Below are 23,903 nucleotides of genomic sequence, written 5' to 3' on the forward strand. Positions count from 1 at the left end.
GATTCAGCACTGTACGTCAAAACCTCGCACACGCAAGTGTCATATAGCGGACACTTAGCCGAAAGGAACCAATAGTGCTTATTGCACAGCGCCCGACGCTCACCGAAGAGAACATTTCCGAGTTCCGTAGCCGGTTCGTTATCGAGCCGCTCGAGCCCGGTTTTGGTTACACGCTGGGTAACTCCCTGCGTCGCACCCTGCTGTCGTCGATCCCCGGAGCCGCCGTTACCAGCGTCCGTCTCGACGGCGTTCTGCACGAGTTCAGCACCATCCCCGGTGTGAAGGAAGATGTCACTGAGATCATCCTGAACATCAAGGGTCTGGTTGTTTCGAGCGAGCACGATGAGCCGATCACCGCTTACCTGCGTAAGACCGGTGCCGGTCAGGTCACCGCCGCCGACATCTCGGCTCCGGCCGGTGTCGAGGTTCACAACCCCGAGCTCGTTATCGCGACCCTGAACGAGAAGGCCAAGTTTGAACTTGAGCTGACCATCGAGCGTGGCCGTGGATACGTGTCCGCCGGTCAGAACCGCAACGAGTTCTCCGAGGCCGGTCAGATTCCGATCGACTCGATCTACTCGCCGGTCCTGAAGGTTACCTACCGCGTCGAGGCAACTCGTGCCGGTGAGCGTACCGACTTCGACCGCCTGGTGGTTGACGTCGAGACCAAGTCCGCCATCTCCCCCCGGGATGCCATCGCTTCGGCCGGCACCACCCTGGTAGAGCTGTTCGGTCTGGCTCGTGAGCTGAACACCGCAGCCGAGGGCATCGAGATCGGCCCCGCGCCGGTTGACGCCGTCCTGTCGAGCGAACTGTCGATTCCGATCGAGGACCTGGACCTGTCGGTCCGTTCCTACAACTGCCTGAAGCGCGAAGGCATCAACACCGTCTCGGAGCTCGTAGCTCTGTCCGAGACCCAGCTGATGAACATCCGCAACTTCGGTCAGAAGTCGGTTGACGAGGTACGCGACAAGCTCGTTGAAATGGGTCTGTCCCTGAAGGACTCGGTTCCCGGGTTCGATGGCGCTCACTTCTACTCGGGCTTCGAGGACGACGTAGCTAACTAACCTTCCCGTCGGGTCGACCGACGACACCACTTTTCTAACTGGAGTTTCAACATGCCTAAGCCTTCCAAGGGCGCCCGCCTCGGTGGCGGTCCCGCTCACGAGCGCCTGCTGCTCAACAACCTTGCCGCTGCGCTCTTCGAGCACAAGAGCATCACCACCACCTTCACCAAGGCAAAGCGTCTGCAGCCCGTTGCAGAGCGCTACGTGACCTTCGCGAAGCGTGGCGATCTCGCTGCACGTCGCCGCATGCTCGGTGTTATCACCGACAAGGGCATCGTGCACGAGCTGTTCACCGAGATCGCCCCGCAGGTTGCGGAGCGTAACGGTGGATACACCCGCATCACCAAGATCGGTAACCGCAAGGGTGACAACGCCCCCATGGCAGTGATCGAGCTCGTTCTCGAGCCCGTCACCCCGAAGAAGAAGGCTGCCAAGCCGGCCGCCGAGAAGGCTGCCGCTCCGGTAGCTGAGGAGACCGTAGAGGTCGTCGCCGAGGAGACCCCCGTGGTCGCCGAGGAGACCACCGAGGTTGTGGCTGAGGAAGCCGCTGCTGAGGAAGCCAAGTAGTCTTCGGCTCTCATAACAACGGTGCCGCATCCCGATTGGGATGCGGCACCGTTGTGTTTGGGGCGGGTTTTTCTACTCGCTGCGCGAGGTTTCCTCGAGGAGCCCGGAGAAGAGCCGGCTGAGGTTTGTGGCCTCGGTGAGCACCGTGGAGTGCTCGGGGAGCGACGGGGTGGCCGCATCGATGTAGCGCACCTGCTCGCGCAGGCGCAGCATTTTGCGGTCGAGGGCCGCGGCGGTTTCGGCGGCCTCCTTGAGCTCGGCGAGGACGTCGCTCGGGACGTCCTTTTCGAACTTGTAATAGATCTTGTGCTCGAGGCTTGCCCAGAAGTCCATCGCGACGGTGCGAATCTGGATCTCTACGGGAACGGCCTCGACCCGGTCGGAGAGGAACACGGGCACCTCGACCAGAACGTGCAGGCTCTGGTAGCCGTTGGGCTTGGGGTTTTTGATGTAGTCCCGCACCTCGATGACCGTCACGTCCTGCTGGTTGGTGATGAGGTCCGCCACGGTATAGATATCCGGGACAAAGCTGCAGGTGATGCGGATGCCCGCGATATCGCGCACCTCCCGGCGCAGCGCCTCGACGGTGGGCTCGATGCCGCGACGCTTTGCCTTTTCGATGATGCTCGCCGGTGACTTTACCCGGGAACTCACGTGTTCGATTGGATTGTAGTCGTGCACGTAGGTGAACTCATCGCGCAGGATCTTGATCTTGGTGGAGATTTCATCCAGACCGAACCGGTAGGCCATCATCATGCGGGTCATCTCCTGGCCGAGGATCTTACGTTCGGCGGGGGTGGGAAGTGGCATCATTCTGACCTTTCGCTGGGAGCCTGCATACACGAGGTTATCGGCGCTTCCTGCACGTGTGATCCATAGGGCACGCAGAAAGTGGATTCGGCGTCGTGCGCCGTGGATGGGGCCTAGCGTATTCGCCCGGGCGCGCGTAGCCTGAAATCATGAACTCACGGTCGAGTTTGCGTGACCGCCTCGCGGAGCGCCCCCGGGTTGAGATTCCCACCCATCCGGATGTGGCGCGCTGGCGCGCGGCCGGGCCGGAGGATATCGAGGCGATCTGGCGCCTGCAGCGGGCCGCCGATGAGATCGACAATCCGGAGCGGCTCAGCCCGCGCTCGGCCATCAATGAGACCTTTGAAACCTCGAACGTTGATCCGGCCCGGGATACCCTCGTGGCGATCGGGTCCAATGGTGAATACCTGGCACACGCACTGTGTGTGGTGGCGGGCGGGCACGCGACCCGGCTTCAGAGCTATCTGCTGGGCACCGTGCATCCGCTCTGGCGCGGTCGCGGGATCGGTCGGGCGCTGCTCGGCTGGCAGGTTGCACGCTCGGCCGAGCAGCTGTCCGAGTATGAGCTCACCCTGCCGGGCTGGACGATGCTGTACGTCGATGCCACCAACGAGGGGTTGCGGGCACTCGCCGGCGAATACGGCCTCGATCCGCGGCGCTACTACCGCGAAATGCGCCATCCGCTCGATGCCGCCATCCCCCCGGTGCCCGTGCCCGAGGGCGTGCGAATCGTGAACTGCACCGAGGAGTACTACGACGGTACGCGTATCGCCCGCAACGATGCTTTCCGCGACCACTGGGGTTCGCAGCCCAACACGAAGGAGCGCTGGAACCGCCTGGTACGGGGAGGCCACTTCCGGAGCGATCTGTCCTTCGTGGCCCTCGCGCGGGATGGGCGGAAGAAGGAGCGGGTCGTCGGGTTTGTGCTCAGCACCGTGACGGAACCGGCAGAGGAGGCCCTGATCGAGCTCGTCGGGGTGGTCCGTGCCTGGCGCGGCCGGCGGTTGGCACCGGCTCTCCTCACGAGCGCCCTCGCGGCGGGTGTCTCGAGTGGGCTGCCCTCGATCGGGCTCGAGGTTGATTCGGAGACCCCGGCCGATGCCAACACACTCTATGCCGGATTAGGATTTCGCCCCGTGGGGGAGTCTTCGGTTTATCTGCGGGAGTACTAGCGAGCCGTGCTGCCCAGAGCCCTATCGGTGGGGTGCCGGGGCCGGTGTGGGCGTGCGGAGGTAGCTGGGGGCTTCCGGTGGGCGCTCCGCCTTCGCCAGGGTCTCCAGCGCGCCGTGCAGCGTCTGCGCGTAGAGCGCGCCGCCGCGGCTGCCCGGGTGGATGCGATCGGAAGCGAGGAGGTCACCCGCGGCGGGCTCGATCGCGCTCGCCCAGTCGGAGAGACCCACGCGTGGATGCCCCGCCACATAGCTGCTCAGCGTCTGGTTGACCCCGGCAACCCAGGGACGCGGGGCGTAGGCGTTCACCAGGACGAGGTGTCGATTTGGGCCGACGATGCCGGCGAGGCGATCCAGCTGCGCGCTGCTGATGGTGGCGTTCGTGCCGAGGCCCACCACCACGACCGAACGAAGCTGCCCGGCGGCGGCCTGTTCCTGGGCGAGCTCAAGCCCCGCACCCATGTTGCGTGACACCGCGGCGTCTACCGCGATGCCGGGAAACTCCTCCTGCAGTGCGGGGGCAGCGGCCAGCATGACGGAGTCGCCGATGGCGCTGATCTGGGTGCCCTCGGCAAGACCATCCGAGGCATCGGTGGGCTTCGGCGCAATCGGACCCGGATAGGCGGTGGCCTTGAGGCTCTGCGCACCCTCCTCGATCAGCTGCTGGGCGCTTCCCTGGCTGGGCGCGTGCACCAGCCCGGAGACCGCAACACCGGTAGCGAGCGCGGCGACGGCCACGACCCCGGCGAGGACCAGTCGAGGCTGTGGCAAACGGAGGATGCGCGCGGTGAGCGCCCGCAGGTAGCCGATAAAGCCCAACCGGCGGATCGGCGTCTCAACCAGGCGGTACGACAGCGCGGCGAGCACAAGCGTGAGGGTGATCGCGATGATCGCGAGAAGCGGGGTGGGTTCGCCCGTTGAGGCCTGCTCGGGGAATGCGGCGATCAGGAGCACGAGGAGCGGCCAGTGCCACAGGTAGAGCCCATAGGAGCGGGCACCGAGATAGCGCAGCGGGGCCATGTCGAGCACCCGAGACCAGGCACCCCCGCCGATTGCCGACCACACCAGAACCGCGGTCAGGATCGACACCGCGGGCAGCCCCCACCGGAACGTTGCAAAACCGGTCTCCCGAAGGCCCCAGACGGCCACGGCGATGATCGCGAGGGCGAGCATCCCGATGAGATCGCGTCGCCAGCCCGCACCGAACTCGCGTACGCGCGAGAGCAGGGGCAGCGGCCTCCGAGCCTGTGCGATGAGTGCGGTGGCCAGCGTCGCACCGATGAGGAGGCCAAAACTGTGGCTGTCGGTGCCGTAGTAGACGCGGGTTACGTCGGTACCCAGCGCGGTGAGCACCCACATCCAGATCATGCCGGCGGTGGTGGCGGCCGCCAGGACACCAACCCGCACCCAGGGGCGGCGCACCAGGAGGAGCGCGAGGAGAAGCAGGGGCCACAGCAGGTAGAACTGCTCCTCGACGGAGAGCGACCAGAGGTTACGCAGGAGCTCCGGGGTGGTGGAGTCGAAATACCCGTTACCGGTGGCCAGCGCCACCCAGTTGTAGGCAAAGGTGGCCGCGCCGAGCACCTGAGAGCGCAGCCCGACGAGGATATCCTCGCTGATCAGCGGGGCCAGTGCCGCCGCCGTACCCACCACGAGCGCCAGCGCCGGCAGCAGGCGGCGGGCACGGCGCAACCAGAAGCGGCCAAGCCCGATCCGGCCGGTAGCCGAGTGCTCGCGCAGGAGCAGGGTCGTGATCAGGAAACCACTGATCACGAAGAAGATGTCGACGCCGATGAAACCGCCGGGGGCGAGTGCCGGGGCGGCGTGATACACGATGACCAGCACCACCGCGATGGCGCGCAGGCCATCGAGCCCGGGCAGGTGAAAGCTCGCTCGGCCGGGGCTCGTGACGGGGGCGGTGGAGGGGGATGCGCTGCTCATATCTCCTTCCAGGGTAGACACCTCCCTCCGACAGGGCCGAATCGGCGTCACCATTCGCCGGTAAACTCGCAGGGTGACATCTACTGACCTGACCCGCATTCGCCTCGATCTCGGCTACGACGGTACCGACTTCGCCGGCTGGGCGAAGCAGCCCGGCCTCCGGACTGTGCAGGAGGTACTCGAAACCGCGGTCCATCAGATGTTTGGGTTCCGGGGCGAACCCATCCTGATCACGGTGGCCGGGCGCACGGATGCCGGTGTACACGCCGAGGCGCAGGTCGCCCACCTCGATCTTGACCCCGAGCGGGTCGCCCGCCTGATGCAGGCGCGCGGTGCCGACGGCCAGCCCGAGCCTGATATTGCACACGCGCTGCTGCGCCGAGTAAACGGCATGCTCGGGTTGCACTCGGATGTCTGGCTGCACTCGGCTCGCATCGTCCCGAACGGGTTCAGTGCACGGTTCTCCGCGCTGTCGCGCAGCTACCGCTACCGGATCGCCGACAACGAGGCGCTCAAGGATCCCCTGCATCGCCGCTCGACCGTGTGGCTGCCGCGCACGCTCGACCGGGAGACCATGGATCGCACCGCCGCGCGCCTGGTAGGCCTGCACGACTTTGCGGGTTTCTGTCGCCCGCGGGTGGGCGCTACCACGATCCGAAACCTCACCGGCTTCTCCTGGCGACGCGATGCGGATGGCGTGCTGATCGCCGAGCTGCGCGCGGATGCCTTCTGCCACTCGATGGTGCGCTCGCTCGTGGGTGCCTGCATCGCCACCAGTACCGGGCTGCTGCCGGAGGCCGCGATCGAGGGCCTGTTGCGGGAGGATCGCCGCGGCCAGGGCTTCGCGACGGCCCAGGCTCACGGCCTGACCCTCACCGGAGTTGAGTATCCCGAGGATGCGCTCCTCGCCGCGCGCGCCGAGCTCACCCGTCAGCGCCGCACCTCCACCACGCCCTTCCCCGGCGAGCCGGGCTGGTCTGCCGAGCAGGCGTAGCCGGCCGCGTTGGGTTCGGGCCCCGAGCGTTCACCACACGGACGCCGCCGACGAATTGACCCGGGGCGCGCCCTCACGTAGACTCGGTGATTGGTGTGTGTTCCCGTCATGGGACGCGCGCCCGAAGTTGAGCCCTCCACCTTGTGTGTTCCCGCTCGGGAACACCGCACGGAGTGGGATTCACGAACATCCAACTTACGACGAGAAAGCAGCACTATCGTGACGCGCACTTACTCCCCGAAGGCCAGTGAAATCCAGCGTGACTGGGTCATCATTGACGCCAACGACATCGTTCTGGGCCGCCTGGCCAGCCACGCAGCAAGCATCCTGCGCGGCAAGAACAAGGCAACCTTCACCCCCCACCTGGACATGGGTGACTTTGTCATCATCATCAACGCCGACAAGGTAGCCCTGACCGGTCAGAAGGCCGCTCAGAAGCGTGCCTACCGTCACTCGGGCTTCCCGGGTGGACTCAAGTCGGTCGGCTACGCCGAGCTGCTCGAGAAGAACCCGGTTCGCGCCGTGGAGAAGGCCATCCGTGGCATGCTCCCCAAGACCAGCCTGGGCCGCGCCCAGCTGCGCAAGCTGAAGGTCTACGAGGGTGCCGAGCACCCCCACGCCGCACAGCAGCCCAAGCCGTACACCCTCACCCAGGTCGCGCAGTAAGCGCCGAGTCAGACTTAAAGGACAATAACGTGGCGAACATCGCAGAAACCACCGAGCAGGCTCCGGAGAGCTACTCGACCGAAACCCCCGCCGCCGAGGCTGTAAAGCCGGCGCGCGTTGTCTCCGTTCCCGGCGCAGCCGTGGGTCGTCGCAAGCAGGCCATCGCCCGCGTGCGCATCATCCCCGGCACCGGTGTTATCACCGTCAACGGCCGCGAGCTGGCTGACTACTTCCCCAACAAGCTGCACCAGCAGCTGATCAACGACCCGTTCACCGTTCTCGAGCTCGCCGGCTCGTACGACGTGATCGCTCGCATCTCGGGTGGTGGCCCCTCGGGTCAGGCCGGCGCACTGCGTCTCGGCATTGCCCGTTCGCTGAACCAGGTTGACGAAGAGAACAACCGCGCCACCCTGAAGAAGGCCGGCTTCCTGACCCGCGATGCTCGCATCAAGGAGCGCAAGAAGGCTGGACTCAAGAAGGCACGTAAGGCTTCGCAGTTCTCGAAGCGCTAAGCGCCCGAAACCCCTTATGGCTGGCCTGTTTGGAACAGACGGCGTTCGCGGCCTCGCGAACGGCCTGTTGACGGCAGACCTGGCCCTCGGCCTCGCTCAAGCTACCGCATCGGTGCTTGGGCGGGGCCGTAGTGCTGAGGTCCGTCATGCTGCCGGAAAGCGTCCGGTAGCAGTCCTCGCTCGTGACCCGCGGGTGTCCGGGGAATTCCTCGGTGCCGCGGTTGCCGCGGGACTGGCTTCCAGCGGCGTGGACGTGCTGGATGCCGGCGTGATTCCCACGCCCGCGGCCGCATATTTGATCGGCAGTATCGACGCCGACTTCGGCGTTATGATCTCCGCCTCGCACAACCCGGCACCGGATAACGGCATCAAGATTTTCGCCCGCGGTGGGACGAAGCTCCCCGACGAGGTTGAGGAGCGCATCGAGGCCGCCCTGGCGGAGGCCAAGCTGCTGCCCACCGGCAGCGAGGTTGGCCGAATTAGCCGATTTGCGGATGCCGAGGATCGCTACGTGGTGCACCTGCTGCAGTCGCTGCCCACGCGCCTCGACGGCATTCACGTGGTGCTTGACTGCGCGCATGGCGCGGCCTCCGGCGTTTCGCCGGACACCTTCCGCGACGCCGGTGCCACCGTCACCATCATCGGTAACGACCCCGATGGCATCAACATTAACGACGGCGTGGGCTCGACCCACCTCGACGTTCTGCAGCGCGCGGTGCTCGAGCACGGTGCCGACGTGGGTATTGCCCACGATGGTGACGCCGATCGCTGCCTCGCGGTGGACGCCGCCGGTAACATCATCGATGGCGACCAGATCATGGCCATTCTGGCGGTCTCGCTCAAGGAGCGCGGGCTGCTGACGAAGGACACCCTGGTGGCCACCGTCATGAGCAACCTGGGTCTCAAGATCGCGATGGCCGAGCACGGTATCACCGTTCTCGAGACCAAGGTGGGCGACCGCTACGTTCTGGAGGCCATGAACGAGGGCGGCTATGCCCTCGGTGGCGAGCAGTCCGGTCACGTCATCATGAGCGAGTTCGCGACCACCGGCGACGGTATCCTGACCGGCCTGCAGCTGCTGGCCGAGATGGCGCGCACCGGTAAGTCGATCGCCGAGCTGGCCGCGGTCATGACCGTGTACCCGCAGATCTTGATCAACGTCTCCGGTGTGGACCGCGACCGGCTGGACAGCGACGAGGTGTTGGCCTCCGCCGTTGCGGACGCCGAGGCCGAGCTGGGCGAGAGTGGCCGGGTGCTGCTGCGCCCGAGTGGAACCGAACCGCTGGTGCGCGTGATGGTGGAGGCTGCCGATCAGCACACCGCCGACACGCTTGCACACCGGCTGGCGGATATCGTCCGCGATCGGTTGGCCATCGCCTAGGGATGTCATCCATCACCCCCGTCTCCTCAAGGAGGCGGGGGTTTTGTGGTTTTTGGGGCCGTTTAGTCCACGCTTTGGGGGACATTTAAGGACGGCTGTTTTCCTTACATTGTGCCTGATCCGAGGGGCTTTACGTGCCTCTTTTGGGGGCGCTAAGCTGGCGGTGCGATCCCCCTCGCCACCGACTTTGAGGAGTCCCTTGTGAAACTCTCCCGACCGCCGGTTCGCCGGTTGAGCCTGGGCGTTATCCCACTCGTTGTATTTGCCGGGGGGATCATTGCATCCCCCGCGGTTGCGGTACCGGATCAGGAGCGTGGCACCGTCGCCGACGCCCTGCCCCGCATTGCCGCCGCCGCACCCGCGCCCCGCGCCGACGGTATCCCCGTCGGTTCGGGATCGATCGCCGCTGCGCCTCCGGCATCGCTGGGGCAGGACGTGCAGAACACCCTGAACCAGAAGATCTGGATTGATCAGTCCCTGACCGGCACCCCGGTGCCGACCAACAGCTGGTGGAGCGACCTCGTGGTTTCCACCTACTCGGGCGACCTCTGGGCCGATCCGCTGGTTCTCTCAAACTCCGCCGAGGGCACCCTCGTGCGGGATCCGCGTGCCTGGAACTCGGAGGGCACCGCGATGGTGCTCACCGATGGCGTGCGCGTGGGCGGTCAGGTTTCGCCGCAGCCCGACGCGAGCGACCTCGTTCTGGCGGACTTCGAGAACGGTCTGCCCGCGGGCTGGACCTCGGCAGGTACCGCCTTCGCCCAGACCGCCACCGGCACGGCCCCCGGGCAGAGCCCCGTCAGCGGCTGGCTGGGCAAGGGCTTCCTGAACTCCTTCACCGCCGAAGAGGGCGATGGTGCCACGGGTAGCATCACCTCGCCCGCGTTCACCGTGGATCGTGGCGCCCTGGTTGCCAAGATCGGCGGCGGAAACCACCCCGGTAAGACCGAGCTGCGCCTCGTCATCGACGGACAGAGCGTTGCCGCTCTCACCGGTGATGACAGCGAGAACCTCAGCTGGAAGACCATCGACCTCACCCCGTGGGCGGGCAAGACCGCCCGCGTCGAGATCGTGGATGATCTCACCGCCGGGTGGGCCCACCTCCTGGTGGACCACGTGATGCTCACCAACCAGACCGCAGGCCTCGACGACCGCTTCGGCACGTCGTTCCGCGCGGCCGGCGCGGTGGCCACCGGATGGGGAGACTGGAACGTCGACTGGCGTCTCGACCCCGCGCAGGGCCCCGCGAACATCGCGGTGAGCGCCGCACGTGGCGTGCCCTACTCCTGGTTCCGCTTTGACCACGTCACCCCCGAACTCACCGTGGGTGAGGGCGCGACCTTCCTCAACGCGCAGGGCCAGCCGCTGACGTTCCCGGTCACGACCGATCGCTTCCAGATCGTCCAGGGATCCTCGAAGATCGGCGTGCACGCGCCCGCAGGCACCACGTTTGAGCATGCCGGTAACCGACTGATTGCCAGTGCCGGCACCGATCACCTTGTGCTGAGCGCGATCCCCGACGCGGGCTTTGATCTCGATACCCTGCACCGCTACGCGTTTGCCCGAGTTACCGACACCACGATGACCTACGCCAACGACACCGCCTCGGGCGAGGTGCGCCAGGACTGGGCACTCACCACGTCTCCGCTCGAGGGCACCGAAACCTCAACCATTCAGGGCTGGCTGCCGCACCAGTACCGTGAAGCCAAGCGCTTTGAGCCCGCGGTGACCGGCACCACCTACAAGACCCCGCGCGGTGAGATGCGCACGAGCATCGGCCGCGACGGCTGGAAGATGGCATATACCTTCGAGGGCATGACCCCGATTACGGGTACCCCCGAGTCGAAGCCGGGCGCCCCCGCGGGTACCGACTACGAGCACGAGGTCATGGCGAAGTTCCTCCGGGACTACGCCGCGAAGACCACCTATGGCAACGACACCTACTGGGGCGGTAAGGACGTCATCCAGCTGGGTGAGTACATGCTCGCCGCAAAGCAGCTGGGCGAGACCGAGTCGTATGAGGCGCTGCGCGCCACCCTGCGCACCGCACTGACCGACTGGTTCACCTACACCGAGGGGGAGAACAGCCGGTTCTTCGCCCGCTACGACACCTGGCGTGCGCTGGTGGGCTTCAGCGAGTCCTATGGGTCCTCGCAGTTCACCGACAACCACTTCCACTACGGATACTTCACCGCGGCCGCCGCAATGCTGGCCCTGGAGGACCCCGAGTGGGCGGCGAACTACGGCCAGGTCGCGACCCTCGTGGCCCAGCAGTACGGAAACTGGGATCGCACGAGCCGTGACTACCCCTACCTGCGCACCTTTGACGCCTGGAGCGGTTTCTCCTACGCGGGCGGATTCTCCTCTCCGGGTGGAAACAACCAGGAGTCGAGCTCGGAGGCCATCCAGTCCTGGGCCGGTCTCTACCTGCTGGGTGTCGCGCTCGGCAACGATGAGATGCGCGACACCGGTGCAATGGGTTACGTGACCGAGCGCGCGGCAATCCGCGAGTACTGGCTGAACACCGGTGGCGTCTTCCCGGAGCAGTATAAGTACTCCACCTCGGGCATCGTCTTTGATAGCGGCCAGGCCTTTGCGACCTACTTCTCGGGCGACCCCGCCTGGATCTACGGTATCCAGTGGCTGCCCACCGCACCCTGGCTGAACTACCTCGGCTGGGACCGCACCGCGGCCACGAAGCTGCTGGATGACATGTTTGCGCTGCGCCCCGACAACATCGGCGGCGAGGGCACGCGGGCCGGAAACAAGGCCGGAATCCAGACCTTCGCGAAGCAGTGGTGGGGGATCGGCTCCTACGGTGACATCCAGATCACCGAGGACCGGGAATCCGCGGTCAACGTGCTGAAGAACATCGTCCGCGATAGCGAGAAGCACAACCCCGGGTACACCACCCGTAAGGTTGCGGAAAACCCGCTGTACGACCCGGCGACCGACTCGCTGCTGATCTCGGTGGATGCCGCCGGCAACGTGGTATTCCCGGAGGCCCACTGGACCCCGGCGACCCTGCCGGCAAAGCTCATCCCGCAGAAGTACACCGGCGCGATGGTGGATGCCGACCCCGCCAGCTGGACCCCGGTGAGCCCGCTACTCGCCTACTTCTCGACCGACTTCCGTGCCAACCAGGCGGCAATTGAGAGCCTGTACAGCATCAAGACCGCCGGATACACCCCGGGACGCGACACCGCCGCGGCGGCCCGCGTGATCTCGGGCATGGGCGACGCGCTCGGACAGGTGGTGCTGGGCCAGATGGCGCAGTCGCACCCCGAGATCTACGCGGACATCTTCGCCGAGCTGCGTCGCACCAACGACCCGATGGTCTCGGCCGTCTCGATGGCCGGCATGGTCTACTACAACGCGATGGCAAACCGGAACCTCGGTATTGAGCAGCGCGATCGCCGCGTGGGTGCCGACCTCGCCCAGGTGTACCGCAACCCGGACACCGGCGTGTACAGCTACGTGGTCACCAATCCGACCGGAACACAGCAGCGCTACCCTGCCTATGAGGGCAACTCCCGCATCGGCTGGATCGACGTGCCCGCCCACACCCAGGTGACGCACCACCTCGACGCGAAGCTGGAGCGCATCGAGCTGCAGGCCGCCCCGAACGCCACCACCATCACCCCGGGATCGACCCTCGCGCTGACCGCCGTGGGCTACGACCAGTACGGCGCAACCGTGGATATTCCGAATCTGGCATGGAGCGTGAACCGGGGCGGATCGATCGGGAACGATGGCGTCTTCCATGCCGAGACCGCGACCGAGAAGGCCACGATTACCGCGACCTCCGGTGGAGTCACCGCGGCCCGCAGCGTGCGGGTGGGGGAGGCTCCGGTGCTCACCTCGCTGCAGGTATCGCCCGGTCCCGTCCGGATCGCCCCGCAGAGCCCGGTGACCTTCACCGCGAGCGGACTCGATCAGTACGGTGACGCGTTCACCCTCGATGCACCGGTCACCTGGCAGACCACGGTACCCGGTACCATCACGGCCGCCGGCGTGCTGACCGCCACTGCCACGGGCTCCGGCCTTGTTCGAGCCACCGCGACCAGCGGGGGCATCGAGCTCAGCGGATCCACCGTGGTTGCGGTGAGCGACCCGAGCGTCAACATCGCCCGCGGTGCAACGGTCACAACATCCTCGGCGCCGAGCGCCGAGCACATCGCAGCGAACGTGGTCGACGGTAACCTCACCTCCCGCTGGGAGAGCGAGCACGGCGTCGACGACGTGACCCTGACGCTGGACCTCGGTGCCAACTACGACCTGACCGGGGCACGCATCGTCTGGGAGGCCGCCGCGGCATCCCGCTACCGTCTGGAGCTCGGCCAGAGCGCCAACGGGCCGTTCGAGCCGCTGATCACCGTGGCGAAGTCCACCGCGGAGCCCGACGTCCTGACCCTCTCGGGAACCGGCCGCTACCTGCGCCTGCAGGGGCTGTCGCGCCTCACCGCCTACGGCTACTCGATCCATGAGTTTGAGGTGTTTGGGACCCGGGCGATCGACACGATCACCCCCGCCACGCTGTACCTCCTGCCGGAGAACGCACGGGTCAGCGTGGGCACCGAGCTGCCGCTGGCGGCCTACGCCTACGACGACTCCGGTGCGGGTGGCAGCATTCAGCTGGCGGCGCCGGCGCTCAGCGGCCCGGGTACGGTGACCACGGATGACCGGGGTAACCCGGTCTACCGCGCCACCGAGGCGGGTACCGCAACGCTCACCGTGACCCATGCGGGCCGCAGCGCGGTTGCCACCATCGTGGTCGCGGGAGCGGCCACGCCGGAAAACCCCCAGCCGACCGCGACGCCGACGGGAACCCCCACGGCCGAACCCACCCCGACCGTGCAGCCGAGCCCGGAGAACCCCGCAACCGGTGACCTCGCCCTCGGGCGTCCCGTCGCGGCCTCCAGCACCGAAACCGGCCCGTGGAACCCCGAGCACGTGGTGGATGGCGACGCCACCACCCGGTGGTCCAGCGAGTTCCTCGAGGGACAGTGGGTCCGCGTGGATCTCGGCAGCAGCCAGGCCCTCTCGCGGGTTGAACTGAACTGGGAGGGCGCCTTCGCCAAGGTCTATGAGGTGCAGACCTCGGATGCCCCGAACGGCCCCTGGCACACCGCTGCCCGGGTGACCGACGGTGCGGCCGGGGCCGCCCAGGTGGACCTGGATGGTGCCTCCGGGCGCTACCTGCGGGTCATCTCGATCGAGCGCGGTACCGGCTATGGAATCTCGCTCTACGACCTGAAGGTCTTCGGGGCATAATCCGCCCACGCGCATAAACGGCGACCCCCGTCCCTCCACGAGAGGGGCGGGGGTCGCCGGCGTATCAGCTAGATTTTTCGCAGCAGCACGGAGCTGACCGAGTGATCATGCTCCTTCTTCAGCACGAGCTTTGCCCGGGCCCGGGTGGGGCGGATGTTCTCGGCGAGGTTCGGGCTGTTGACCTCTTCCCAGAAGTAGCGGGCGCGGGCACGCGCCTGCTCCTCGGTGAGGTCGGCATAGACGTTGAAGTAGGAATTGGGGTTGGTGAAGGCCCCGCGCTGGAGCGCCATGAAGCGCTCCTCATACCAGCGCGCGATATCACTCGTGCGGGCATCCACGTAGATGCTGAAGTCAAACAGATCGCTGATCGCGAGGCCGCCACCGCGCGGCGGCTGCAGCACGTTCAGGCCCTCCACGATCAGAACGTCGGGTCGGCGCACCACCACGGTGGCATCCGGGACAATGTCGTAGCTGAGGTGCGAGTAGAAGGGAGCGCGTACCTCGGGGGCACCGCTCTTGACCTCGGCGATGAAGCGCAGCAGCGAGCGACGATCGTAGGACTCCGGGAAGCCCTTGCGCGTCATTAGCCCGCGGCGCTCAAGCTCGGCGTTGGGGTACAGGAAGCCGTCGGTCGTGATGAGCTCGACCCGTGGGGTGTCCTCCCAGCGCGAGAGCAGCTCGCGCAGAAGCCGGGCCACCGTGGACTTTCCCACCGCGACCGAGCCCGCGATTCCGATCACAAACGGGGTGGAGGCACGCTCGGTTCCCAGGAAATGCGTAGCTTCGGTGTGCAGACGCTTCGCGTTTGCCACGTAGAGACTCAGCAGACGGCTGAGCGGAAGATAGACCTCGGCCACCTCGTCGAGGTCCAAACGGTCGCCCAGACCGCGAAGCTGCACGATTTCTGCGCTCGTTAGGGGCATCGGCATGGAGGGCGCAAGGCGAGCCCACTCGTCCCGAGAGATTTCTACAAACGGGGTACGACTGGTATCGGTGTGGGGGTCGAAGCGAAGCTCGGGCATAGAAAGCCATTCTATTGCCGGTATTGTTCTTTATATGTGTGGAATCGTTGGATATGTAGGTGGCGGCGCGAGTATCGACGTGCTGATGTCCGGGCTGAGCCGGTTGGAGTACCGCGGATATGACTCCGCGGGAGTGGCCGTGATTGACGCTACCGGCGACCTGCACACGCGCAAGCGTGCGGGTAAGCTCGCCGTCCTCGCGGGGGATCTGGAACACGCTCCCCTCCCCGAAAGCCACGTCGGTATTGGGCACACCCGCTGGGCAACCCACGGTGGCCCGACCGATGCCAACGCACACCCGCACCTGGGTGACGACGGCAAGCTGGCACTGATCCACAACGGCATCATCGAGAACTTTGCCGTGCTGAAGGCCGAGCTGGTCGAGGCCGGATACACGTTTGAAAGCGAGACGGACACCGAGGTCGCCGCCGTTCTCCTCGGCCGCGAATACCGCGAGACCGGAGATCTGCTCTCCGCGTTCCGCGCCGTGGTCAACCGCTTCGAGGGTGCCTTCACCCTCCTCGCCCTGCACCGCGATCAGCCCGACCTCGTGGTGGGTGCCCGCCGCAACTCCCCGCTCGTGATCGGCCTGGGCGAGGGCGAAAACTTCCTCGGTTCGGACGTTGCCGCGTTTATCGAGTACACCCGCAGCGCGCTCGCCATCGGTCAGGACCAGATCGTCTCGATCACCCCGAACGCCGTCTCGGTCACCGACTTCGAGGGCAACCCCGTCGAGGTTGAGCCCTTCGAGGTTGAGTGGGATGCCTCGGCATCGGATAAGGGTGGCTGGCCGAGCTTCATGGCCAAGGAGATCACCGAGCAGCCCGACGCCGTGGCCAACACCCTGCGCGGCCGCATCGCCGCCGACGAGACCGTGATGATCCCCGAACTCGATGGCCTGGACGACCTCTTCACCGGCATCAACCGCATCGTCGTGGTCGCCGCCGGTACCGCCTCCTACGCGGGCCTGGTGGGCAAGTACGCGCTCGAGAAGTGGGCCCGGATTCCGGTTGAGGTGGAGCTCAGCCACGAGTTCCGCTACCGCGACCCGGTGATCGACGCCCAGACCCTGGTGGTCTCGATCAGCCAGTCCGGCGAGACCATGGACACCCTGATGGCGGTCAAGTATGCCCGCGAAAACGGGGCCAAGACCCTCTCCATCTGCAACACCCAGGGTGCCACCATTCCCCGGGAATCCGACGCCGTGGTGTACACCCACGCCGGCCCCGAGGTGGCCGTGGCCTCGACCAAGGCCTTCGTCGCGCAGATCACCGCGATCTACCTGCTGGCCCTGCACGTCGCGCGCGTGCGCGGCACCGTGGGCACCGCGGAGCTCGCTGGCTTCACCGCCGAGCTGCGCGCGATCCCCGAAAAGATCGTCACCGTTCTGGAGCAGACCGAGACCATCACGCAGCTCGCGCACTGGATGAGCGACTCGCGCGCCATCCTGTTCCTCGGCCGCCACGTGGGCTTCCCGATCGCGCTCGAGGGTGCGCTCAAGCTCAAGGAGCTGGCCTACATTCACGCCGAGGGCTTCGCCGCCGGTGAGCTCAAGCACGGCCCGATCGCCCTGATCGAGCCGGGCCAGCCCGTGTTCGTGGTGGTACCGAGCCCGCGCGGCTCCTCGACCCTGCACTCCAAGGTCGTCTCGAACATTCAGGAGATCCGAGCTCGCGGTGCCCGCGTGATCGCGATCGCCGAGGCCGGAGACGCCGCGGTACTGCCCTTCGTTGACACCGTGATCCACATTCCGCTGGCCGCACCCCTGTTCGAGCCGCTGCTGGCCGTCGTGCCGATGCAGATCTTCGCGATGGAGCTGGCAAATGCCAAGGGCCTCGACGTGGACCAGCCGCGCAACCTCGCCAAGTCGGTGACGGTCGAATAGCCGCCATCGTGGGTATCGGGGTGGATCTTGTGGATCTGCCCCGGTTCCTGCGTACCCTCGAGCGCACACCCGCGCTGCGTGAGCGGCTGTTCACCCCGGCGGAGCGTGAGCTGAGCAGCCGCTCGCTCGCCGGGAGATTTGCCGCCAAGGAGGCCCTGATCAAGGCCCTCGGGGGAAGCGACGACGTGTTTTGGCAGGAGATCGAGGTGCTGAACGCCCCCTCGGGGGCGCCCGTGCTCACCACCTCCGGCCGCACCGCAGCGCGCCTGAGCGAACGCGGCATCGAGGGCGTTCACCTCTCGATCTCGCACGATGGAGACTCGGCGATCGCCTTTGTGATCGCCGAGGGAAGGGGAACCGCATGAGCCCGCGCCGCGAGCTTCGGGTAGATCCCGATCGAATCGCCCACAATGTGGAGACGATTACGGCGGCCGTGGCTCCCGCGGCGGTGCTCGCCGTGGTCAAGGCCAACGCCTACGGCCACGGTGCGCTCCTGACCGCCCGCGCCGCACGTCGCGGTGGTGCCCAGATCATCGGCACGGCCGACCTCTCCGAGGCACTCGCGCTGCGGGCCGAGGGCTTGGAGGGGCCGCTGCTGTGCTGGCTACACGGATCCGACACCGATTTTGGTGCGGCCTTCACCGCCAATATCGCGCTCGCCGTCTCGGGCGCTGCCCAGCTTGAGCGCATGCGTGCCGCCGCCGCGCACCTCGGCGTCACCGGCGAGGTGCACCTCAAGGTGGATACCGGGCTCTCCCGAAACGGCACCGCCCCCACCGAGTGGGAGGCGCTGTTTGCGGGTGCCCGGGCGGCCGAGATCGCCGGAGAGCTTCGGGTGACCGGCCTGATGAGCCACCTCTCGAACACCTCCCCGGAGGAGGATCACGCACAGCTCGCCCGCTTCACCGATGCGGTGTCGCGCGCCGAGGCCGCGGGTCTGACCCCGCGCTGGCGGCACATCGCGGCCACCGCGGGCGCACTGAAGCTGCCGGAAACCCGGGGCACGCTGGTGCGCATCGGCATCGGCTGCCTGGGGCTCAGCCCGTTTGAGGGCGATACCGGAGCCGACTGGGGGCTGCGCCCCGCGCTACGCCTCGAATCCGAGGTGGCGGCGGTGCGCACGGTGCCGGCCGGCACCGGGGTGTCCTACGGCTACCGGTATCGCACCGAGACCGAAACCACGCTCGTGCTCGTCCCGCTGGGCTATGCCGACGGGATTCCGCGGCACGCCTCCGGCCGGGCCGAGGTGAGCATCGGGGGCCGGCGATATCCGCTGGTCGGGCAGATCGCGATGGACCAGTTCATCATCAATCTCGGCACCGATACCGCCGCGGTGGGCGACCCCGTCGTGCTCATCGGCGACCCGGCGCTCGGTGAACCCGGGGCCGAAGACTGGGCGCGCGCCGCCGACACCATCAACTACGAAATCGTGACCCGCCTCGGCGGCCGAATTACCCGGGTCGACGCATCCGAGCCGAGAGGAACCCGCGCAGATGACTGAACCGAAGACCCTGACACCGGGGACCTTCCCGATGCCCACCCCTGCTGACATGCATGCCTTTGGCATTGCCCTGGGCAGCGAGCTCGGTGCCGGCGACCTGATCGTCCTCACCGGCCCGCTCGGCGCGGGGAAGACCACGCTGACCCGCGGCATCGGTGAGGGCCTCGGCGTGCGCGGCCCGGTCACGAGCCCCACCTTTGTTCTCGCCCGTACCCACCCGAGCCTCGTGGGTGGCGCACCGCTCGTACACGTGGATGCCTACCGGCTCTCGAGCGCACTCGAGGTTGATGACCTGGACCTCGACCTCGACAACAGTGTCGTGATCATCGAGTGGGGTCACGAGGTGGCCGGGGTCCTCGCCGACTCCTGGTGGGAGATCACGATCGCACGCCCCACCGCGGGCGCCGCCGAGGACGCCGATGTGGAATCCGAGCCTCGCAGCGTCCGGATCGAGCGCGTGAGCGCGGTCTAGGCGCGTACGCCACAACGTGACGGAGCCCGCGGGGAGGAAAATCCTCCCCGCGGGCTCCGTATGGTTAGAGGCGCAGCTCGTCGACCAGGCGTGCCACCGCGACTCCGCCGGGGTCGCGTTGCCCCCGGGTGCGCTCGCCCTGCCAGGCCGCGCGGCCACGCCGCGACTCCCAGCCGGCGGTCTCGGTGACGGCCCGTTCGGCGTGCTCGCGCAGCGCCGTGGGTAGATCCGCCGGTGCCGCCCGCACCACCGCGATGAGCGGATGAAGCACATCGAGCAGCGTCTTATCACCCAGCTGTGCACCCCCGCGCTCGGAGATGGTGTCGCGCACGCGCTCCAGGAACCGGGCAACGCGTTCGCTATCGGGCCGCTCTCCCGGGGTGAATTCCGAGGCTGCCCCCAGCAGACCAGCGCTCACCAGCGCGGCGAAGGTGGACGGGTTAGCGGCGGCGAAGGCCAGCGCCGCGGTGCGGACAACCCCCGCATCATCCGCATCCTCGGGGAGCGCCGTGAGGGCATCAACGATCGCGCGGGAGCCCGCCCCCACGGTGATGCCGAGATCGCCGTCACCGAGTGCGGCATCGAGATCGCGGAGCTCATCGGTGTGGGCCTGCAGGTGCGGCAGCGACGCGAGCAGGACCTCCCGCACGCGGCTCGGCGTTCCGGTGCGCATTACCTCGGGCCCCAGCAGCGCGGCATCCACGAGCGGGGGAGCGGCGGGCACCTCGGCACCCGCCGGGCGCGCATCCTGGTGGAAGAACGGTGAGTCTGCCGGGTCCGCGAGGAGGTCTTCGAGCTCCGCATCCAGCTGCATGATCGAGACCGAGGCACCGGCCATTTCGAGGCTCGTCACATACTCGCCCACCAGGCGATACGCGATGGTCACGCCGCGCTCTCCGAGCACCTCGTGTACGCGACGGTAGATCACGTACAGCTCCTCCAACGGCGTCGCGCCGAGGCCATTGACCAGCACCGCGACGCGTGCGCCCGCGGTGAGATCCAGCTCGGTCTCCAGCTCGGCGAGGAAGCGGTCGGTGATCTCATCGGCGGTCTCCAGCGGGCCACGGTGACGCCCGCGCTCGCCGTGGATACCGATACCCACCTCCATCTCACCGGGATCCAGCTCAAAGGTCGCTTCCCCCGCCGCCGGCAGGATGGTGGGCGAGAGCCCGACCCCCATGGTGCGGGTTGCCGCGTTGGCGGCCGCGGCCACGCGGGCTACCTCGGGGAGCGGCCAGAGCCGATCCGCCGCGGCTCCGGCCACGCGATAGACCAGGACGAGCCCGGCCACCCCGCGGCGCCGATCCGCCTCGCTCGCCGAGAGGATGTCATCAGTCCCGAGCACCGTCTCCACCTCGATGCCCTCCGCCCGGCACAGATCCGCGGCGAGATCGAAGTTGTAGACGTCGCCACCATAGTTGCCGTAGAGGTACAGCAGCCCGGCATCGCTCGCGACCGCGCGGGACGCCGCATAGATCTGCGCCGAGGAGGGCGAGGAAAATACGTTTCCGATGGCCACGGCCGAGCACAGCCCGGTGCCCACATAGCCGAGGAAAAACGGCAGGTGACCGGAACCTCCACCGGTGACGATTCCGACCCGACCGGGAGCGGGGGCATCAACCCGAGCGAGGGTGCGATGATCGCTCGTGACCGGGCGAACCCGATCCGGGTGGGCGAGGAAGATCCCCGCCATCACCTCATCGACGAGCCGGTCGGGGGCGTTGATGATCTTGCGCATGACCTACGCCTCCGCCGCGTAGCGCGCGGCCAGGGCCTCGATGCCCGCGCGGTCATTCGCCGAGGTCGGGGCGACGGCCGTCCGGACCGGTCCCGCCGCAAATCCGCGAGCGGTGATGCCGGCCTTCAGGTGGGTGAGGCTTCCGGCGCGTACCGCCGAGACCGCCTCCTCCACCCGGGCCTGTCCCGCGCTGATCGCCGAGGAATCCTCGGCAATCAGAGCGTCACGCAGCCCGCTGAAGGCCTCGGGATACGCGGAGGACACCCCGGAGACGATGCCGTGACCGCCGGCCTGAATGAGCCAGCCGAACGAGACGTCATTACCGGAGAACACGGCGAAGCCCTCGGGGGCGGCCTCCAGATAGGCCTGAACCGAGGCATCGCTCTCCCCGCTGAGCTTGACCCCGGCGACGCCGACCTCCGCCAGACGGCCCAGAATCTCGGGGCGCGAGACGGTGCTGGTGCGCGCCTCGAAGAGGTAGGCGAAGACGAGCGCACGACCATCGGCCGCGGCCACCAGGCGGCGGTAGTACTCCACCACCTGATCCTCGGGGGCGGGCTGATAGAACGGCGTCACCGCGGCCATGCGGGTGGCACCCGCGGCAACCGCGTCACGGACCAGACGCTCGGCCTGGTGCGCGGTGGCCGCTCCCACATGGACGTAGACGGCATCGGCGGGGAAGATCTCCAGCGCGATCTTCAGCACCGTCAGACGCTCCTCATCGGACAGGCTGGTGAACTCACCGGAGGTCCCCACCGGGAACAGGGCATCAACACCGCGCTCGTGCAGCCAGGTGAGGTGGGCGCGGGTGGCCTCCACATTCAGCGACTCGTCCTCGTGGAACAGGGTCGGGGTGGCGGTAATAACGAGCGGGGTTGCGGGAATCGCGGACATTGTCACACTTTCTTCGGGGTTAGACGGTGGTGGTGGCACGGGTGGCGCGACGCGCCCTGCGTCGTGCCAGGAGCGGGGGCAGCGTGATCGCGAGGATGCTGATCACGAGAATGGTCATGGCGATCGGGCTGGTGAGAATGTTGCCCACCCCGCCGATCTCCAGGGAGCGGCGCAGGTTGCCCTCGGCGAGCTTGCCGAGGATGAGACCCAGCACGACCGGGCCGGCGGGGAACCCGTTTCGGCGCAGGAACAGACCGACGAGACCAAACACGAGCATCACGCCCACGTCGAACACGCTGTTGTTCACGGCGAAGGTGCCGACCATGCAGAACACGATGATGACGGTCCAGAGGAACGCCGGCTTGAGCTCCAGCAGCTTGGTGACGCCGCGCAGGCGCAGCAGGCTGAGCGCGAGGGTCAGGATCGTTGCGATCGCCATGATGCCGGCGATCGTGTAGACCATGTCCGGCCGCGTGGTGAACAGCGCCGGGCCGGGCTGGATGCCCCAGACGATGAGCGAACCGATCAGCACGGCCATGACCGAGTCGCCGGGGATCCCGAGTGCCAGGGTGGTGGTAACCGAGGGGCCCAGGGTCGCGTTGGAGGCGGTGTCCGGCGCGGTCAGGCCCTCGAGCGAGCCCTTTCCGAATTTCTCCGGATGCTTGGACACCTTCTTCGCGGCGGCCCAGGACATGATGCCGGCAATATCGCCACCGGCGGCCGGGACGATCCCCACTACGCTTCCCACGCCCACACCCACCGCGGTGGGCTTGACCATCTCGCGCACCTCGGAACGGTTCGGCCACCAGCGGCCAAAGTTCTTGATCGCGGTGAAGGTTTCGGGGCGGTGCGTCAGCATCTGGTCAAACACGTCGGCGATACCAAACAGGCCGATGATGGCGGCGATGAACGGAATACCATCGCTCAGCTCGATCTGGCCGAAGGTGAAGCGCTCGGTTCCGGTGATCGGGTCGCGACCCACCGCGGCCAGGGCAAGGCCCAGCGCCCCGGCGATCAGGCCCTTACCGATCTTTCCGCCCGAGACCCCGACCATCATGGTGAGGCCAAAAACAACCAGGGCGAACATTTCGGCCGGGCCAAACTTCAGCGCGACCTTGGCCAGCGGCACCGCGGCAAACACCAGGAGGATCAGGCCGCAGAGGGTACCGATCGCCGAGGCGAACGCGCTCGTGGTGAGTGCGACACCGGCGAGGCCCTTCTTGGCCATCGGGTATCCGTCGAAGGTCGTCGCGATGGACGCCGGGGTCCCCGGGGTATTGACCAGGATGGCCGGGATACGGTCTCCGAAGTTGGCGGCCACGTAGATCGTCAGAAGCACCGCGATTCCGGGGATCGGATCCATGGTCAGGGTGAAACTCGACGCCAACGCAACCGACATGGTCGCGGTGATGCCGGGGAAGGCTCCCACGAGCATGCCCACGAGCGAGCCGATCAGGATGCACAGCAGGACAAACGGGTCGGCAATCTGGCCGAGACCCTCGGCGACGGCGTTCATAGTGGCACCTTGAGGAGTAGACCGAACAGGACGTAGAGCACGCCGGTGGTGATCGCGGGGAACAGCAGCAGCGCCTTCCAGCCGCGCTCGCCGAGGACCCACACCATCGCGGCAAACAGCGCGAAGGTGGCGACCGGGAAGGCGATGAAGTACCACAGCACGCCGTAGACGGCGATGATCGCGAGGAACGCGGCGACCCGGATGATGCCGGTGCGGGTGGGCGGCTGCAGATCGGGATCGGCGGCGGAGGGGGCGATGAACTCCTTGACCGCAACGCCGAGGCTCAGCAGCGTTAGCAGCAGCCCGAGCATCTGGGGCCACCAGCGGGGGCTCATCCCGGTGGGGATGAGGGGCTCCTTCACCGTGAGGGTGAGGGCCAGGAGGGCGAGACCGGCGACGATGCCGGCCACCGGCCCCAGCAGCCGTCGCGCCCGAGAGGGGATCACGACGGCCACGGGGCCGGTCTCCGTGGGGAGGGTTTCGGACATGGGAGG

At 67.1% G+C, this 23,903-nt stretch carries 19 protein-coding genes; 12 read left to right on the forward strand and 7 right to left on the reverse strand.

Annotation, left to right across the window (positions count from 1 at the left end; genetic code table 11):
• Positions 1-74 precede the first annotated feature (74 nt).
• Both D9V32_RS01900 and rplQ read left to right on the forward strand, forming a co-directional pair.
• The gene (locus D9V32_RS01900; RefSeq protein WP_030148016.1) at positions 75-1,067 is read left to right on the forward strand and encodes a DNA-directed RNA polymerase subunit alpha; all 993 of its coding nucleotides are present in this window, start codon (positions 75-77) and stop codon (positions 1,065-1,067) included.
• Between the two features lie 51 nt (positions 1,068-1,118).
• A complete protein-coding gene (gene rplQ, locus D9V32_RS01905) occupies positions 1,119-1,634 on the forward strand; it encodes a 50S ribosomal protein L17 (RefSeq protein ID WP_121647221.1) in 516 nt (171 codons plus the stop codon).
• A gap of 72 nt (positions 1,635-1,706) precedes the next feature.
• Here the strand turns inward: rplQ and D9V32_RS01910 are convergent, their stop codons facing one another.
• Positions 1,707-2,444 carry a GTP pyrophosphokinase gene (locus D9V32_RS01910; RefSeq protein WP_183086133.1) on the reverse strand — a complete coding sequence of 246 codons (738 nt, stop codon included), beginning with the start codon at positions 2,442-2,444 and terminating at the stop codon, positions 1,707-1,709.
• A gap of 149 nt (positions 2,445-2,593) precedes the next feature.
• Here D9V32_RS01910 and D9V32_RS01915 point away from each other — a divergent pair, with 149 nt between their 5' ends.
• Complete coding sequence (locus D9V32_RS01915; RefSeq protein ID WP_121647223.1) at positions 2,594-3,616, forward strand: GNAT family N-acetyltransferase; 1,023 nt, start codon at positions 2,594-2,596, stop codon at positions 3,614-3,616.
• Between the two features lie 21 nt (positions 3,617-3,637).
• Here the strand turns inward: D9V32_RS01915 and D9V32_RS01920 are convergent, their stop codons facing one another.
• Entirely contained in the window at positions 3,638-5,554 is a 1,917-nt protein-coding gene (locus D9V32_RS01920; RefSeq protein WP_183086134.1) for an acyltransferase family protein, read from the reverse strand.
• A 73-nt stretch (positions 5,555-5,627) separates the two neighbouring features.
• Here D9V32_RS01920 and D9V32_RS01925 point away from each other — a divergent pair, with 73 nt between their 5' ends.
• From D9V32_RS01925 to D9V32_RS01945, 5 genes are all read left to right on the forward strand, one after another.
• Positions 5,628-6,548: a tRNA pseudouridine synthase A gene (locus D9V32_RS01925; protein WP_121647537.1), complete on the forward strand. Its 921-nt coding sequence runs from the start codon at positions 5,628-5,630 to the stop codon at positions 6,546-6,548.
• A 219-nt stretch (positions 6,549-6,767) separates the two neighbouring features.
• Complete coding sequence (gene rplM / locus D9V32_RS01930) at positions 6,768-7,214, forward strand: 50S ribosomal protein L13 (protein WP_030148022.1); 447 nt, start codon at positions 6,768-6,770, stop codon at positions 7,212-7,214.
• 29 nt (positions 7,215-7,243) lie between these two features.
• Positions 7,244-7,726, forward strand: coding sequence for a 30S ribosomal protein S9 (gene rpsI / locus D9V32_RS01935; RefSeq protein WP_121647225.1), 483 nt, complete (start codon positions 7,244-7,246; stop codon positions 7,724-7,726).
• Between the two features lie 16 nt (positions 7,727-7,742).
• The gene (glmM, locus tag D9V32_RS01940; protein ID WP_121647226.1) at positions 7,743-9,107 is read left to right on the forward strand and encodes a phosphoglucosamine mutase; all 1,365 of its coding nucleotides are present in this window, start codon (positions 7,743-7,745) and stop codon (positions 9,105-9,107) included.
• A gap of 201 nt (positions 9,108-9,308) precedes the next feature.
• Positions 9,309-14,381: a glycosyl hydrolase gene (locus tag D9V32_RS01945; protein ID WP_147440365.1), complete on the forward strand. Its 5,073-nt coding sequence runs from the start codon at positions 9,309-9,311 to the stop codon at positions 14,379-14,381.
• Positions 14,382-14,449: 68 nt separating this feature from the next.
• Here the strand turns inward: D9V32_RS01945 and coaA are convergent, their stop codons facing one another.
• Complete coding sequence (coaA, locus tag D9V32_RS01950; RefSeq protein WP_121647228.1) at positions 14,450-15,403, reverse strand: type I pantothenate kinase; 954 nt, start codon at positions 15,401-15,403, stop codon at positions 14,450-14,452.
• Between the two features lie 34 nt (positions 15,404-15,437).
• On the opposite strand from coaA, the gene glmS reads away from it, so the two are divergent.
• The 4 genes from glmS to tsaE are packed head-to-tail and all read left to right on the forward strand — an operon-like array spanning position 15,438 to position 19,261.
• Positions 15,438-17,288 (forward strand): glutamine--fructose-6-phosphate transaminase (isomerizing), encoded by a 1,851-nt coding sequence (glmS, locus tag D9V32_RS01955; RefSeq protein ID WP_121647229.1) that lies wholly within the window; start codon positions 15,438-15,440, stop codon positions 17,286-17,288.
• 5 nt (positions 17,289-17,293) lie between these two features.
• A complete protein-coding gene (locus D9V32_RS01960) occupies positions 17,294-17,653 on the forward strand; it encodes a holo-ACP synthase (protein ID WP_121647230.1) in 360 nt (119 codons plus the stop codon).
• The gene (gene alr, locus D9V32_RS01965; protein WP_121647231.1) at positions 17,650-18,789 is read left to right on the forward strand and encodes an alanine racemase; all 1,140 of its coding nucleotides are present in this window, start codon (positions 17,650-17,652) and stop codon (positions 18,787-18,789) included. Before D9V32_RS01960 ends, alr begins: the two co-directional genes overlap by 4 nt.
• Entirely contained in the window at positions 18,782-19,261 is a 480-nt protein-coding gene (tsaE, locus tag D9V32_RS01970) for a tRNA (adenosine(37)-N6)-threonylcarbamoyltransferase complex ATPase subunit type 1 TsaE (RefSeq protein ID WP_425461993.1), read from the forward strand. Before alr ends, tsaE begins: the two co-directional genes overlap by 8 nt.
• Before the next feature lie 64 nt (positions 19,262-19,325).
• On the opposite strand, the gene D9V32_RS01975 is transcribed toward tsaE, so the two are convergent.
• Genes D9V32_RS01975 through D9V32_RS01990 form a run of 4 tightly spaced genes read right to left on the reverse strand, consistent with a single transcriptional unit; the run spans position 19,326 to position 23,897 of the window.
• Positions 19,326-20,999: a dihydroxyacetone kinase family protein gene (locus tag D9V32_RS01975; RefSeq protein WP_121647233.1), complete on the reverse strand. Its 1,674-nt coding sequence runs from the start codon at positions 20,997-20,999 to the stop codon at positions 19,326-19,328.
• 3 nt (positions 21,000-21,002) lie between these two features.
• Positions 21,003-21,893, reverse strand: a complete 891-nt coding sequence (locus D9V32_RS01980) for a dihydrodipicolinate synthase family protein (protein ID WP_121647234.1) — start codon at positions 21,891-21,893, stop codon at positions 21,003-21,005.
• 19 nt (positions 21,894-21,912) lie between these two features.
• Positions 21,913-23,409: a tripartite tricarboxylate transporter permease gene (locus tag D9V32_RS01985; RefSeq protein WP_121647235.1), complete on the reverse strand. Its 1,497-nt coding sequence runs from the start codon at positions 23,407-23,409 to the stop codon at positions 21,913-21,915.
• Positions 23,406-23,897 carry a tripartite tricarboxylate transporter TctB family protein gene (locus tag D9V32_RS01990; protein WP_121647236.1) on the reverse strand — a complete coding sequence of 164 codons (492 nt, stop codon included), beginning with the start codon at positions 23,895-23,897 and terminating at the stop codon, positions 23,406-23,408. Before D9V32_RS01990 ends, D9V32_RS01985 begins: the two co-directional genes overlap by 4 nt.
• Positions 23,898-23,903: the final 6 nt, after the last annotated feature.

The sequence above is a fragment of the Mycetocola tolaasinivorans genome, from assembly GCF_003667565.1.
GTDB lineage: Bacteria > Actinomycetota > Actinomycetes > Actinomycetales > Microbacteriaceae > Mycetocola > Mycetocola tolaasinivorans.